The organism is Saccharopolyspora erythraea NRRL 2338 (assembly GCF_000062885.1).
GTDB classification, from domain to species: Bacteria; Actinomycetota; Actinomycetes; order Mycobacteriales; family Pseudonocardiaceae; genus Saccharopolyspora_D; species Saccharopolyspora_D erythraea.
Genome location: NC_009142.1, coordinates 6,090,391 through 6,105,168 on the forward strand (window position 1 = coordinate 6,090,391; position 14,778 = coordinate 6,105,168).

The window sequence follows — 14,778 nt, forward strand, 5'->3', positions numbered from 1 at the left end:
CTCATCTGAGCGGATACTCAACGACTTCGGCATCACAGGATAATCCGAGCATACGAGACAAATCAACCGGCTCATCGACCTCGCCTCCAGAGGACCGAAAGCCCGGGCCGGGGCCCCTGGTACAAACAGGCAAACTTTCTAGCGGAAAACAGCTCGGGCAAGGTTCGGTTCCCGAAGGTGCATTAACTTGGACAGTGTTCCGAGTCAGCTTGAACCTGGGGAGTAAGAGGCGCTATGCCGACCGGCGCAACTGGCCCGCTAAGAGTGGAATTGCTGGGACCGCCGCGCGCGTGGAGCGGGGAAAACGAGGTCACTCTCGGCCCGGCGCGCCAACGTGCCGTGTTCACGGTCTTGGCGATGCGCGCCAACCGGGTCGTGTCACGGCACGAACTCGTCGACGCACTGTGGGGCGAGTCCCCGCCCGCCAGCGCGGAGGGCAGTGTCTACACCTACGTTTCGGGCCTGCGCCGCGCCTTGGAGCCGCAACGCTCGCGCAGGTCGACCGACGGACTTCTCACCTCCCACCCAGCCGGCTATACGTTGCGTCTTCCCGACGAGTCCCTGGACGTCAGAGTCTTCGACCGGCTGCGCGAGGAAGGAGGTCAACGGCTCGCCCGCGGCGACCACCAAGGCGCGCTCGAGGCCTTGGACGGTGCGTTGAAGTTGTGGCGGGGAGAGGTGCTGTCGGGTGTCCCCGGACCCTTCGCCGAGCTTCAGCGCCAACGCCTCTCGGATCTGCGGCTGGCGACCGCCGAGCGCCGGGCAGCCGCGGCGCTGGCCCTGGGAAGCCACGCGGAAGTGGCGGCTGAGCTGGCCGAGCTGGTCCACGAGTTCCCCCTGCGCGAGTCGCTGCGCGTATTGCTGATGACCGCCCTCTACCGCGGTGGAAGGCACGCGGAAGCGTTGGAGGTGTTCCGGGACGCCCGCCGGGTGCTGGTCGAGGAGCTGGGCATCGAACCCGGGCCTGAACTGTCCCGCATGCACGAACAGGTGCTGGCCAACGATCCGGCCCTGGACCCGGCTCCGGTGAGCAAGCCCTCGCCCCGCACCGCACTCCTTTCAGTCGTCCCAGCACAGGTCGCTCGGGCACTTCAGCGCGGGGAGAGCCGGTACGTCGGGCGCAAGGCGGAGGCCGCGCAACTGGGTGAGCTGGTCTCGGAGGTGCTCGCCGGAAGAGGCCGTTCGGTGTGGATCGAAGGCGAACCCGGTATCGGGAAATCGGAGCTGCTCACGTTCGCCCTCGCCGACGCCGGACGCCGCGGGTGTCAGCTCGCGTGGGCCGTGGCCGATGAGCTGAGCCAGCGGTTCCCGTTGCAGGTCATGACCGAATGCCTCGGCATCGATGCCAAAGCTCCCGACCCCAGGCGGGCACGGCTGGCCGCCACCCTGCACAGCGAGAGCTCCGCGGAACCGGTGGACCAGTTGCTGGAACTCGTCGACGAGTTGTGCGCGACCGCGCCGCTGATGCTCGTCATCGATGACCTGCAGTGGGCCGACGAGGCCAGCGTGATGGTGTGGCACCGCCTCTGCGCGGCGACCCGCCAGCTGCCGCTGCTGCTGGTCGCGGCTTCCCGCCCAGCACCCGAACGGGTCGAGCTCGGGCAGCTGCGCCGAGCGATCGAGGCGCGTGACGGCGTGGTCTTACGGCTCGGACCGCTGACCGAACCGGAGATCGAGCGGCTGCTCGGCGAGGTCATCGGCGCCAAGCCGGGGCCTGTGCTGCGGGAGATCGCCAGCCGTGCGTCGGGCAACCCGATGTACGTGCGCGAGCTGGCCGACGCCCTGGTCCGCGACGATGCGGTGCGCGTGGTCGACGGAGTCGCCGACGTTCCCGCGGCGTCGGTCTCCGAAGCCCCCGATTCGCTCATCGCCGCGGTCGCCAGACGACTCGACTTCCTCTCCACATCGACCCGGGAGGTGCTGCGCTGGGGTGCACTGCTCGGCCTTGAGTTCTCTGTGACCGACCTCGCCGCGGCCGCGGGCCGGCGCGTGTCGGAGCTGATGGGCACCTTGGAGGAAGCGGTCGGCGCGAGCGTCCTTGTCAACGCCGAGGACCACCTGGCGTTCCGCCACCCTCTGCTTCGCCAGGCGCTCTACGACGGCATCCCGAAGGCCCTGCGCAATGCCCTGCACCGGCAAGCCGCGGAAACCCTTGCCAACATCGGCGCACCGGTAAAGCAGGTCGCCGAACACCTCGTCGTCGCGACCGCGGCTGACGACCGCTGGGTGGTCAACTGGCTGGCCGAGAACAATGTCGCGTTGTCCAACCGCGCCCCGCTGATCGCCATCGAGCTTCTGGAACGCGTGTTGCGCACCGGCCAGGTCGGTGAACCCAACCGGGAAGTACTGCTGGCGGCGCTCGTGAAGGTGCTCTTCCGGGCGGGCCGCGATCCGTTGATGCAGGCGCAGCAGGCGTTGGCGCTCGCGACGGACCCGTACCGGTCCGCGGAGATGCGGCAACTGGTGGCGGCGATGCTGCACCGCAGAGGTGAGACGCCTGCCGCGATCGACACGCTGGGCAACGCGGCCGACGACCCGGCTGTGCCGGAGATCTGGCGCGCCAGGCACAGGTCGTTGCTCGCGAACTTCCGGCGCGGCGACCTCAGCGATCTCGACTTGACCGAGCGCAACGCCCGCGAGGCGTACTCTCAGGCACTGACCACCGGTGATCCCTACCTCATCGCGCATGCGTTGCAGACCCGGTGGCTGGTGGACTCGGTCCGCCGTGACCACGACGGCGCGCTGGTGCATATCGACAATGCGCTCGAAGTGGTCGGCGAAGACGCCGCTCTCTCCGAGTTCCGGTTCGACCTGCTCGACAACCGATCGTTCACGCTGCAGAACCTCGACCGCCTCGACGAGGCGGAAACAACCATGCGCGCTGCTCGCAAGGTCGCGGCGCAACACCTTCCGTCCAGCGGTCTCCAGGTGACCGAGGCGGTGCACTACTACTGGGTGGGCCGTTGGGACGACGCGAACCTCGAACTGCAGACCCTGACCGAAGACGGGCCGGCGATCTCCTTCTACGGGTTGCGCGAACCCGGTCCCGCGGCACTGCTGGCGCACGGCGTCGGCGCGTTGATCGCGGCACGCCGCGGTGACCCGAACATGGTCGCGTACCATTTGGACGCAGCCGAGGAGTACACGCCGTCCACCGGCGCGGAGCGGGAAAGCTACGACTTCCTGCTCGTCGCCCAGGCATTGGCGGCCGAGCAACGCGGCGAGCAGGACAAGTCCCTGCTCATCCTCGACCCCATCCTGAATCCCAGCTTCGCGCCCCTCATGCTGCGGCACCAATGGTTGCCAGACCTCGTCCGGTTGGCCATCGAGTTCGGCGACCTCGACCGCGCGCACCAGGCCCTGGCGGTGTGTCAGGAGGAAGCGGCTGCGGAAACCAAGCGGGCCCGGGCCTTCTGCGCGGCCGCCCGATGCCAGGGACTCCTCACCGGGGACCCGGAACCGGTTCTGGACGCGGCGCAGCACTATCGGGAAGTGTGCCGTCCGGTCGAACTCGCCACCGCGCTGGAAGATGCCGCACTGCTGTTGGCACGACGAGGCATGCTGAGCGACGGGCAACGTGCGCTCGACGAGGCGATCAAGCATTACGCGGAGCTGTCCGCACGCTGGGACATCCGACGCGCCGAGTCCCGGCTCCGCGAGTTCGGGTTGCGCCCGGGCACCACCACGACCTTCACCTGCCCCGCCGCCGGGTGGGAGGCGCTGTCGCCCGAGGAGATCCGGATCGCGGCCTTGGTCGCCGAAGGACGCTCGAACCCCGAGATCGCGGCGTTGCTGGCTCTGCCACGGCGCGTTATACAAGGCCGCGTAGCCAGCATACTCGGCAAGCTCAACGCCCATTCCCGCAGTGCCATCGTCGGCGAGGTGCGGGAACGGCTCCCGACCGTTTCGTAGCGCACCGGTCATGGGAGGTCGCGCGGGCTGGACTCGAACGGGAGGCATGCGTTGCGGCGCGCGACCGCTCGACCGTGCGAGCATGTCCGCTGTGGTTCGACGCTGCGCTTCCCGGGCGTCAGGATCGCCGGCAGCGCGAGGAACCTTGCGGTACGCAAGCACTTCCGGCCGGTCTCCCGTCTCGGTCAGATCACTCCGGCTCGCATCGCGTAGGCCACCGCGTGCGGCCGGTTGCGCAGATTGAGCCGACTGGTCACCCCATAGACGACGTTCTTGACCGTCCGCTCCGAATAACACAACTTCTGCGCGATCTCCGCGGTGTCCAGACCATCGGCCATCAACCGCAGCACGTCGATCTCCCGGGTGGTCAAACCCGAAGCGTTCAAACCACGCGGAGTCAACACCTCACGCTGCAGATAGTCGACCTGCTTGAGCAACTCGCCCAGCAAATCCGGCGGCATCACACCGCCACCGCTGGCCGCGGCCAGCACACTGTTGATCAGCCTCGCCCCAGTCGCGGCCGTACGCGGCAACACCGCCACCACCCGCGACTCGACCGCCGCGAGCACGTTGGCCGGGTTCAACTCGTTGGTCACCAACACCCGCGGCACCGACACCCGCTGCGCCGACTGCCGCAAATCAGCCAAAACCTCAGACGTGACACTGTCCGCGGCAAAGACGACCACATCCGCCTCCGCCTGGGTCGGCACCACGAGCAACTCCGCCCGTGACTTCAAGCAACTCGCCAGGCCGGCCAAAGTGACAGGATCAGCAGCCTGCACTGCTACTCGCACACGCTCCATCTGGGTCTCCCACACGCTCTGCGCCGATGTGGTTCCAGTCTGCGAGGGCCGTCTTCACAAGTTCTCTACGCGATCTCTACGCCTGAGCGCCCGCCCCGGACTCCCCGGACACGCGGCAACGACTCCACTCCTCCAACAGCAAGTCGATCCACACGACGTGCAGACGGGCCGCGGGCTCGTCACCCGACTCACGACACCGCAACACATACTCACGTGCCTGCCCGATCTCGGTCTCCAGCTGCCTCAGGAGGGCCTCGGCATCCGCGCACTCATCGGCCGTCACTGGTGGACTACCTCCTCGACCAGTCTCCGCAACCCATCATGGCCGAGGCCCTTCGCGAAATCGCCGTTGGCGGGACAAAGTTGACCTTTCGGCCCTTCCGCTCTGCCTCGCCACGCTCACACGGCCGTGGCGCGGCTTCGCGAACCTGCCGACACACCAGTGACTCGGCACCTCGGATCATTTTTGCGGGAGGTGTCCACCTGCCGTCTCAGGATGTGTCCTGGCGAGTTTCCCCGCGAAGCGACGGGTCCAGCGGGATCATCAGCGGACGTATCCGGTCCGCGGACTCCACGCGGCCGTCAGGTGCCCGCGGAAACGCAACGTCCCCATCCTGACGGTGGCGTCGGCGCCGATGTCCCTGGAGTCAAGCATGTCGATGTGTTTCCGGTTGCCGCCGTGAGCTTCGATGACCTGGCGCAGTCTCGCGCGATCCGTGGCCGACAGCGTGAGGTGGTTGGCCACCGCGGTCGACGCCATCGTCTCGGCGGCGTAGAGCTCCCGCCCTTCATCGAGATGGGCGGAGATGTCATTCGTCGCTTCGTCGCTCAGTCTGTCGCCGAGGTGCAGGAGCACCTCGTCCAGCTCGTCGGTCATGGTGCCCGCAGCGCCGGGAACGATCGTGCCACCATCGAAGATGTACATGGTTCTCCCCTCAAAGCGGTACGTTGCTATACGTGGTAGCCCGGGTAAAGCTCGGGCACTTGGCGAATCTCTTCACGTGCGGCGGGTCCGGAAAGGCCGATCCGTGCATGCGCAACGGATCCACGACGATTACGGTGCCAGGAGATTTCGAAAACGGCCGACCATTGCCGTGTCCACAGTTTGGCCGGCCGGTCTCCCGTCTCTGTCAGATCACTCCGGCTCGCATCGCGTAGGCCACCGCGTGCGGCCGGTTGCGCAGATTGAGCCGACTGGTCACCCCATAGACGACGTTCTTGACCGTCCGCTCCGAATAACACAACTTCTGCGCGATCTCCGCGGTGTCCAGACCATCGGCCATCAACCGCAGCACGTCGATCTCCCGGGTGGTCAAACCCGAAGCGTTCAAACCACGCGGAGTCAACACCTCACGCTGCAGATAGTCGACCTGCTTGAGCAACTCGCCCAGCAAATCCGGCGGCATCACACCGCCACCGCTGGCCGCGGCCAGCACACTGTTGATCAGCCTCGCCCCAGTCGCGGCCGTACGCGGCAACACCGCCACCACCCGCGACTCGACCGCCGCGAGCACGTTGGCCGGGTTCAACTCGTTGGTCACCAACACCCGCGGCACCGACACCCGCTGCGCCGACTGCCGCAAATCAGCCAAAACCTCAGACGTGACACTGTCCGCGGCAAAGACGACCACATCCGCCTCCGCCTGGGTCGGCACCACGAGCAACTCCGCCCGTGACTTCAAGCAACTCGCCAGGCCGGCCAAAGTGACAGGATCAGCAGCCTGCACTGCTACTCGCACACGCTCCATCTGGGTCTCCCACACGCTCTGCGCCGATGTGGTTCCAGTCTGCGAGGGCCGTCTTCACAAGTTCTCTACGCGATCTCTACGCCTGAACGCGATCTCTACGCCTGAGCGCCCGCCCCGGACTCCCCGGACACGCGGCAACGACTCCACTCCTCCAACAGCAAGTCGATCCACACGACGTGCAGACGGGCCGCGGGCTCGTCACCCGACTCACGACACCGCAACACATACTTTCGAGCTTCCGCCATCTCCGCCTCCAGTTCCCGCAGGGCGAGCCTGACATCCCCGGGCGGACCGGTCTTCAGCAAAGTTACCTCCTCGAGTCGGGAACACAGATCCAAATATGCCCTGAACTCTGCGCGCTGACCGCTCCAATGGCAAGTACTGACCTTTCTACTAACCCGGTTTGCCTCGTAGCACCCTCCGTTCGACGCAGCACGGGCTAAGTGAGATGGCCGTCACAGCGGCACTCCGACCGCGCTACGTCGCGTTCGACGATGGCGACCTCGATCGCGGTCCGGCCGCGTCAACACGAGCCGAGCCAGGAAACCCACCGCCTACCTCGCCCATCCGCGCGACGCTGAGCGAAAAGATGCCCCCAGGCTCAGCGAGTGCCTTTCCGGAACACTCGGACAGTGAACCGCCCCAGTCGTCCTGAATTCCCGAGTTCACGGCACCGGGCGACCATCACAACATCAACGATGACGGGGCGCAGCGCTAATACCGCCCGCCGCGAAACGGTGCTCGAATGCCTCGTACCCGGCCGGGACGCGTTGCGTCCCGACCGGGTACGAGGATGCACTTCAGCGCGATCGGCGGTGCCGATCGACTCGGCGGCGCCGCAGCCTGTGACGCCCCACCGGACTTCGTCAGCCTTCCACCCAGCCATGGCGCTGGGCGAATGCCACGAGCTGCTTGCGCGCCTGGAGGATCTGCCCACCCGTCATACTGGGAGCGGCTTCGATCAGGACATCAGTGATTTTCTGCGCGAACTCCGCGGTCGGCAGAACGTCGCACATCTCGTCGTCCGCACGTTCCTCGTGCTGCCGCGAGGCGGCCCCCGCCTCCGCCTTCGCCGACGCCTCCGGCTCCAAAGGCGGAGGCGTCCGCGTAGCCGCACCGAGCAGGTTCACTGTCATGGCCTTCGTGCCCTGGTTGCCGGGCACCGCCTCGAACTCCACCCGCATGCCGCCCCGGAGGACCTCCTTGAGCTCCTCGTCGAGGATGGACGCGTGCAGGAACACGTCTTCGCCACCGGCGTCCGGCGCGATAAAGCCGTAACCCTTGATCCCGTCGAATCGGACTACCGTACCCGTTTTCACCGCTTCAACCCCTCAACACACCGCTTGACCACGCAACCAACAATTACGCCACAAGCCTAGCACCGGCCATTCGGAAAGCAAGACCGGACTTTTTCGGGGAGTTCATGAATAAATCCGAGCAGGACGGGAACGCGATCACGAACTGTTTGTGATCGCGTTTCCCACCAGTGTTCTTCTGAGCCGCCGGATTCCGGCGATCCGGCTGAACCCGTTCAGTGATTCCCGCCGGCCTCCTCCAGTGCCTTGGCCGTGTCCACTCGCTTGCGTACGCAGAACCAGCCGATCACCAGTGCGGCGGCGAGCAACGGGACGCACAGCACGGTCACCCGGCCCGCGGGGACGTCGAACCACATCAGGACCACGACGGCGAGCAGGAACGCGATCGTCGCGATCTGGGTCACCGGTGACCCGGGAAGGCGGTAGGCCGGGCGCCGGAGGGCGCCGCTGCTGACCGCGCGAACGAACAGGAGGTGCGAGATCATGATCATGATCCAGGTCGTGACGATCGCGATCGACGCGAAGTTCAGCACGATCTCGAACGCCGCGGCGGGCACCAAGAAGTTCAGCACCACGCCGAGCACGCAGACCGCGCCGGTGAGCAGGATGCCGCCGTAGGGCACCTGGCTGCGGTTCATCAGGCCCGCGAAGCCCGGAGCCGAACCGGCGGCCGCCATCGACCGCAGGATGCGGCCGGTGGAGTAGAGCCCCGAGTTGAGGCTGGACATCGCCGCGGTCAGCACCACCAGGTTCATCACGTCGCCGGCCGCGGGCACACCGAGTTGGGACAGGACCGTGACGAAGGGGCTTTCGCCCTTCTGGTAGGCGTTCCACGGCAGCAGCATCGACAACAGGACCACCGAGCCGACGTAGAAGACGCCGATACGCCACATGATCGAGTTGATCGCCTTGGGCATGATCTTCGCCGGGTTCTCGGTCTCACCCGCGGCGACGCCGACCAGCTCCACCGCGGCGTAGGCGAAGACGACCCCCTGGACCACCAGGACCAGCGGCACCAGGCCGTTGGGCAGTACACCTCCGTGGTCGAAGATCAGCTGCGGACCAGGCACGGTGTCCCCGACGGGATGCGCCACTACCAGCAGGCCGATGCCGATGACCATGAACAGGACGAGCGCACCGACCTTGATGATCGCGAACCAGAACTCCATCTCACCGAAGAGCTTCACCGAGACGAGGTTCAGCGAAAGCACCACCACCAGGGCCACCAGCGCCAGCACCCACTGCGGAACAGGGGTGAACAGGCTCCAGTAGTGCGCGTACAACGCGATCGCGGTGATGTCGGCGATTCCGGTGGTCGCCCAGTTCAAAAAGTACATCCACCCCGCGACGAACGCGCCCTTCTCGCCCATGAACTCGCGCGCATAGGACACGAAGGCACCGGACGAAGGCCGATGCAGGATCAACTCGCCAAGAGCACGGACCACGAAGAACGCGAAAACGCCGCACACCGCGTAGGCGACGGCCAGCGCCGGACCGGCCTGCGCCAACCGCCCGCCCGCGCCGAGGAAAAGCCCGGTGCCGATCGCTCCACCGATCGCGATCATGTTGATGTGCCGGGCTTTCAACGCCTTGCTGTACCCGATATCGCCGGCGTCGACATGCTCTCGCGGCTCCGGTCGACGTTCGCCCTGCAAAGTTCGGTCGGTCACTGGGCCCACTCGTTTCGGATGTCGTTCCACGTACGAATGTGACGCACGGGATCTGGTCGGAGGTGTTTCCGCTCATGACGGATGAAGAGCAATGCTGGCCCGCGCGCCCCGGTCCATCAAGCCTTCGGAGCAAGGACGGGATTTCCGGGCACCTTCGACAGCGCGTAGAGGCACCGCGAAACGTGTTTTTCCGCCTACGAGCCGTAGTCGATCTGCCCGAAGGGCATCAATGCCGCCCATTTCCGGCGTTCGGTACCCGCATCGACGCCCTTGGGGCGTTGAAGAACCGTCAACGGTGGTCTGCTCGCTCAACAGCCGTCGGAGCGGCACCGCCCGGCACGCGTCCGCGGCACCGCCGCGAACGCCGCGATTCGACGGCGTGGAAGTGATGATTTCGCATCCAAGCTACCTGGACGGAAATTCGGCGAGTGCTCTTCAGCTCGTGGTGAGCTCGGCCGAGTCATCGGCCGGAACGGCGTTGTTCGCCAGGATGCGGGAGTAGAAGCGCCCGCTGTCCTTGATCGTGCGCTGCTGGGTCTCGAAGTCGACGTGGACCAGTCCGAACCGCTGGGTGTAACCCATGGCCCACTCGAAGTTGTCCAGCAGCGACCATGCGAGGTAGCCGCGCACGCCGGCGCCCTGGCGGATGGCCGAGTGGACTGCTCGCAGGTGTTCGGCGAAGTACAGGGCCCGGTCGTGATCCCGCACCCGTCCGTCGCTGTCGATCGTGTCGGGGAAGGCCGCACCGTTCTCGGCGACGACGAGCGGAATCTCCGGGCAATGGCGGTGCAGCCACAACAGGAGATCCGTCAGCGAGCTCGGTGCCTGTTCCCACCCGAACGAGGTCAGGGGGCCGCGCGGAGGCAGCACGTCGAAGCCTCGCAGGCCGGGCAGACCGCAGTTGCTCGGTACCGCCGGATCGGCCAGTGGAGTCACCCGCGTCGGCGCGTAGTAGTTCACCCCGAGCCAGTCGAGTCCGGTACCGATCGTCTCCAGGTCGCCGCCGAGGATCGCGGGCTCCAGCGCGTTCAGATGCGCGACGTCGGCGAGGACGTCCGCGGGATAGCCCCTGCCCAGCACCGGGTCCAGGAACATCCTGTTGTGCATCCCGTCGAACTTGCGCGCTGCCTCTCGATGGGCCTCGTCGTCCACGTCGACCAGCACCGGCGAGAAGTTCAGCGCCAGGGAGAACCGCTGCCCCGGTGCCGCGGCCGACCGCAGGGCCGCCATTCCCAGCCCGTGAGCCAGCAGTTGGTGGTGCGCCGCCACTAGCGCGGTCCCGTGATCGGCCACGCCCGGAGCGTGCACACCGCTTCCGTAGCCGAGGAACGCCGCGCAGAACGGCTCGTTCAGCGTCATCCAGTCCTGGACCCGGTCGCCGAGAGCGCCGTGCATCACAGCGGCGTAGTCGGCGAAGCGCGCGGCGGTGTCGCGGACACGCCACCCGCCCTCGTCCTCCAGCGCCTGGGGCAGGTCCCAATGGTAGAGCGTGACGATCGGCGAAATGCCCTGGTCGAGCAGCTCGTCGACGAGCCGGTCGTAGAAGCCGACACCGGGCGGGTGCACCGTCCGCCCGTCCGGCATGACTCGCGGCCAGGACACCGAGAAGCGGTACGCCGGCAGGCCGAGCTCGGCCATCAGTCCCACGTCCTCGGCGTAGCGGTGGAAGTGATCGCAGGCCACCTCGCCGGTGTCCCCGTTGAGCACTTTTCCTTCCAGGGCGCAGAAGGTGTCCCAGATCGACGGTCCCCGGCCGTCCTCCTTCACACCTCCTTCCACCTGGTAAGACGCCGTGGCCGCTCCCCAGACGAACCCTGGTGGGAACTCGAGCGCTTTCTGGTTGGTCATGTCCTACCTCATCCATTGACCGAGACTCGTGTGAGTCCGTTGACAATCTGCCTTGCCAGGAGAACAAAGATTGCGATTACGGGCAGGACTCCGAGAGTCGCGCCGGTCAGCATCAGCGAGTAGTCCAGGAAGTAGCCGCTGGCCAGCCTCGACAGAGCCACCTGCACGGTCGGGGAGTCGTTGGGGTCCAGCACGATCAGCGGCCAGAAGAAATCGTTCCACGCCGTCATGAACGTCATCATCGCGAGCACGGCCGCCTGGGGCCGGATCGCGGGGACGCCGACGTGCCGGAACGTGCCCCACAACGAGCATCCGTCCACCCTGGCCGCGTCCACCAGCTCAACCGGTACCGACTCCTCGCACGCCTGGCGCATCCAGAAGACGCTGAACGCGTTGACCAGTGCGGGCACGATCACCGCCTCCAGCTTCCCGTACCACCCGAAGTCGCTGACCACCATGTACAGCGGGACCACACCGAGCTGCGCGGGCACCATCACGGTCCCGATCACCACGAGGAAAAGAGTGTTCCTCCCGGGGAAGCGCAGTCGCGCGAAGGCGAACCCGGCGAGGCTGGACAGCACCACGTTCGACACCATCACGGTGCCCGAGACGATCAGCGAGTTCTTGATGGCGAGCCAGAAGTCCACGGTGTCGAACACGCGGAGGGCGTTGTCGACGAAGTAGCCGCCCGGAACGAGGGGAGGTGTCGCCTCACCGATCGCGGAGCTGTCGCTCGAGGACACCACGAAGGACCAGTACAACGGAAACGCCGACGACACGATGACCGCGACCAGCAGCGCGTAGGCGAGGGCCCCTGGTCGGCGCGCCCGCGGACGTACGCCCGCGGGCCGCCGGAGGTGCGTTCGCCGGTCGAGATTGGTGCGCGGGCTCACTCCCGCCCCCGGATCCGGCGTACCAGCACGAAGTTCACCAGGGCCGACAGCAGGCATACGACGAACAACACCCACGCGATGGCGGCCGCGTACCCGGCGTCGAACAGGTTGAAGCCCTTCTCGTACAGGTACATGGCAAGAGTCTGGAACTGGCGGTCGCTTCCCCCGACACCGGCCGTTCCCGCCGCGTCGAACAGCTGCGGCTCGGCGAACAGCTGCAAGCCCCCGATCGTGGACACCACGACCGTGAAGATGATCGTCGGCCGGATGGCCGGCACCGTGACCGACCAGAACGTCCGCCAGCGCGACGCCCCGTCGAGCGCGGCGGCCTCGTGAAGCTCCGCGGGGACGTTGCGCATCGCCGCCAGGTAGAGGAGCGAGTTGTAGCCGGTCCAACGCCACATCACCATGGCGGCGACGGCCAGATGCGACGACCACCGCTCCTGGCCCCAGTCGACCGGCTCCACGCCGACCAGGCCGAGGACCCAGTTGACCACTCCGAAGTCACGCCCGAACAGCTGGCCGAAGACCAGTGCGACTGCCACCACCGACACCACGTTGGGCAGCAGGACCCCGGCCCGCCACGCGGTCGCCGCGCGCAGCGGCCGGTCGAGCAGGTAAGCGATGCCGAGCGCCGCGAGGAGCTGCGGGACCGTGGAGACCACGAAGATGCTGACGGTGTTGAACAGGGCGTTGTAGAAGTTCGGGTCGGCGAACAGCTCGGTGTAGTTGGCGAACCCGACGAACCCCTGGTCACCGTCGACGAGGTTCCAGTCGTGCAGTGACATCCAAGCGGTGTAGAGCAGCGGGAACAGCCCGAACACCGCGAACAGGACGAAGAAGGGCGCGATGAACAGGAACGGGGTGAGGCGGATGTCGAGCCAGGCGAGCCTTAGTCCCGGACGCCAACCCGGATGCTGCCCACGACGGCGCTGCGCCGGCTCCCGCGCGGGTAGGGGCGACAAGGCGTTCCGGGACATCCTCGGCTATCCGATCGCGCCGCGCGCCTGCTGCACAGCCTCGGCCCAGGCCGCCTCGACGCCCTGCTTCCCGTCTTCGACACGGCCGAGCGCCTGGCCGAACAGGGGCCGCACGACGCTGTCCTTGGCACCGCGGTAGTTCGGGCGCAGGGAGTCCGCCGAGGCCGCATAGATCTGGCCGACGGGCGCGTCGTTGAAGTACTGGTCGGTCTTGCTGATCACCTCGGGAGCCTGATACGCGGCCGGTGCGCTGGGCAGGATGCCGCTCTGCAGGAAGATCCTCTTCTGCTGCTCCGGAGCGGTCAGCCACTTGGCGACCTCGTAGGCCTCCTTGTGGTGCGCGCCCTGCTTGGGCAGGGTCAGGTAAGAGCCGCCTTGGTTGCCGCTGTTACCGGGAACAGTGGTGACGTCCCATTTGCCCTTGTTCTCGTCGCCGCCGGCGGACCTGATCTGATCCAGCATCCAGGCCGGGCAGTTCATCACGGCGAACGAGCCCTGCTTGACCGCGACGTTCCACGCCTGGGTGTAGGTGGTGACGTTGGCGGTCTGCCCCTTGGCCCCCATGGTCCCGGCGATGTCGAACGCTCGGCGCAGGTTCGGGTTGCGGTCGGCTATGAAGGACTCGTCCGCCTTGGAGAAGAAGTTCTCCTCGGCCTGGTTGAGAATCGCGGTGTAGATGCTGCCGGCGGAGTCCGCGAACTTCACGTCGGGAACTGCCGCGCTGAACCTGTCGCCGACCCGGGTGAAGTCCTCCCACGTCGGCCACAGCTTGGCGACCTCCTCGCGCTGGGTCGGCAGACCGGCCTTCTCGAAAAGGTCGCGTCGGTAGCAGAGGGCGAGACCACCCATGTCCGTTCCCAGACCCAGAACGAAGCCGCCGTCCTTGCTGACCCCGCGCTCCCACTTCCACGGGACCCACTGGCCCTGCATGTCCTTTGCCCCGAGGTCCGCCAGGTTGACGAACTTGTCCCGCGACTGGATGAACTGCGGCATGTACTGCTCTTCGATCGCGACGATGTCCGCGGCACCGCTTCCACCCGCGAGCTGAGTGGCCAGCCCCTTGTGATGGCTCTCGAAGTCGGAGACCTCGGGCACGAGGTCGATGCCGGGATGCTGCGCCTCGTACTCGGCGAACAGCGGTTCGTAACCGAACTCACCAAAGGTAGCGATCTTGATCCGGGTCTTGCCGTCGCCGGCTCCGCTGGTCGCCGAACAACCGGCCAGCACCACTGACAACACCGCCGCCACGATGGCGGTCCAGGACAAACGCCTACTCGTCATCACACTTCCTCGTCTCCCCCGCCAGGGTTACCATTACGCAGGCCCATCCCCTCATCTACCGCAACCTCGAAGCTGTATCCACAACGGGAAGCGAAGTCTGCCTTTTTGGCCATCCGCGCGCCGATACCGAGGCGCCACCGGCATCCTTTTCCTGGTGAACCAGCGGCTCCCCCTGGTGGCCTGCACCGGCTTCCGCTCTGTGCCGGCCCTTCAGAGGCGATCCGTTCAGTACCACCGGCACAAGGCGCCCCCGCTCGCCGCCCCATTTCCGAACTCGAACACTCACTCACCCCGTCCTCGGCTTTCCAGAGGATTCGGCACTTCGGC

At 66.6% G+C, this 14,778-nt stretch carries 10 protein-coding genes; 1 reads left to right on the forward strand and 9 read right to left on the reverse strand.

What is annotated here, in order from left to right:
* The first annotated feature begins 234 nt into the window (after window positions 1-234).
* On the forward strand, window positions 235-3,912 hold the full coding sequence (locus tag SACE_RS26290; RefSeq protein WP_081468331.1) for an ATP-binding protein: 3,678 nt from the start codon (window positions 235-237) through the stop codon (window positions 3,910-3,912).
* A gap of 185 nt (window positions 3,913-4,097) precedes the next feature.
* On the opposite strand, the gene SACE_RS26295 is transcribed toward SACE_RS26290, so the two are convergent.
* From SACE_RS26295 to SACE_RS26345, 9 genes are all read right to left on the reverse strand, one after another.
* On the reverse strand, window positions 4,098-4,715 hold the full coding sequence (locus SACE_RS26295) for a helix-turn-helix transcriptional regulator (protein ID WP_029621710.1): 618 nt from the start codon (window positions 4,713-4,715) through the stop codon (window positions 4,098-4,100).
* 544 nt (window positions 4,716-5,259) lie between these two features.
* Complete coding sequence (locus SACE_RS26305; protein WP_143538229.1) at window positions 5,260-5,592, reverse strand: hypothetical protein; 333 nt, start codon at window positions 5,590-5,592, stop codon at window positions 5,260-5,262.
* Between the two features lie 253 nt (window positions 5,593-5,845).
* Entirely contained in the window at window positions 5,846-6,463 is a 618-nt protein-coding gene (locus SACE_RS26310; RefSeq protein ID WP_029621710.1) for a helix-turn-helix transcriptional regulator, read from the reverse strand.
* An 866-nt stretch (window positions 6,464-7,329) separates the two neighbouring features.
* Window positions 7,330-7,782 carry a cold shock domain-containing protein gene (locus SACE_RS26320; RefSeq protein WP_009947489.1) on the reverse strand — a complete coding sequence of 151 codons (453 nt, stop codon included), beginning with the start codon at window positions 7,780-7,782 and terminating at the stop codon, window positions 7,330-7,332.
* 212 nt (window positions 7,783-7,994) lie between these two features.
* Window positions 7,995-9,449 (reverse strand): amino acid permease, encoded by a 1,455-nt coding sequence (locus tag SACE_RS26325; RefSeq protein ID WP_009947488.1) that lies wholly within the window; start codon window positions 9,447-9,449, stop codon window positions 7,995-7,997.
* A gap of 435 nt (window positions 9,450-9,884) precedes the next feature.
* The gene (locus SACE_RS26330) at window positions 9,885-11,297 is read right to left on the reverse strand and encodes a GH1 family beta-glucosidase (protein ID WP_009947487.1); all 1,413 of its coding nucleotides are present in this window, start codon (window positions 11,295-11,297) and stop codon (window positions 9,885-9,887) included.
* Between the two features lie 8 nt (window positions 11,298-11,305).
* Window positions 11,306-12,094, reverse strand: coding sequence for a carbohydrate ABC transporter permease (locus SACE_RS26335; protein WP_044548008.1), 789 nt, complete (start codon window positions 12,092-12,094; stop codon window positions 11,306-11,308).
* Window positions 12,095-12,186: 92 nt separating this feature from the next.
* A complete protein-coding gene (locus tag SACE_RS26340; protein ID WP_021341496.1) occupies window positions 12,187-13,170 on the reverse strand; it encodes a carbohydrate ABC transporter permease in 984 nt (327 codons plus the stop codon).
* A gap of 6 nt (window positions 13,171-13,176) precedes the next feature.
* Window positions 13,177-14,451, reverse strand: coding sequence for an ABC transporter substrate-binding protein (locus tag SACE_RS26345; protein ID WP_031334280.1), 1,275 nt, complete (start codon window positions 14,449-14,451; stop codon window positions 13,177-13,179).
* Window positions 14,452-14,778 lie beyond the last annotated feature (327 nt).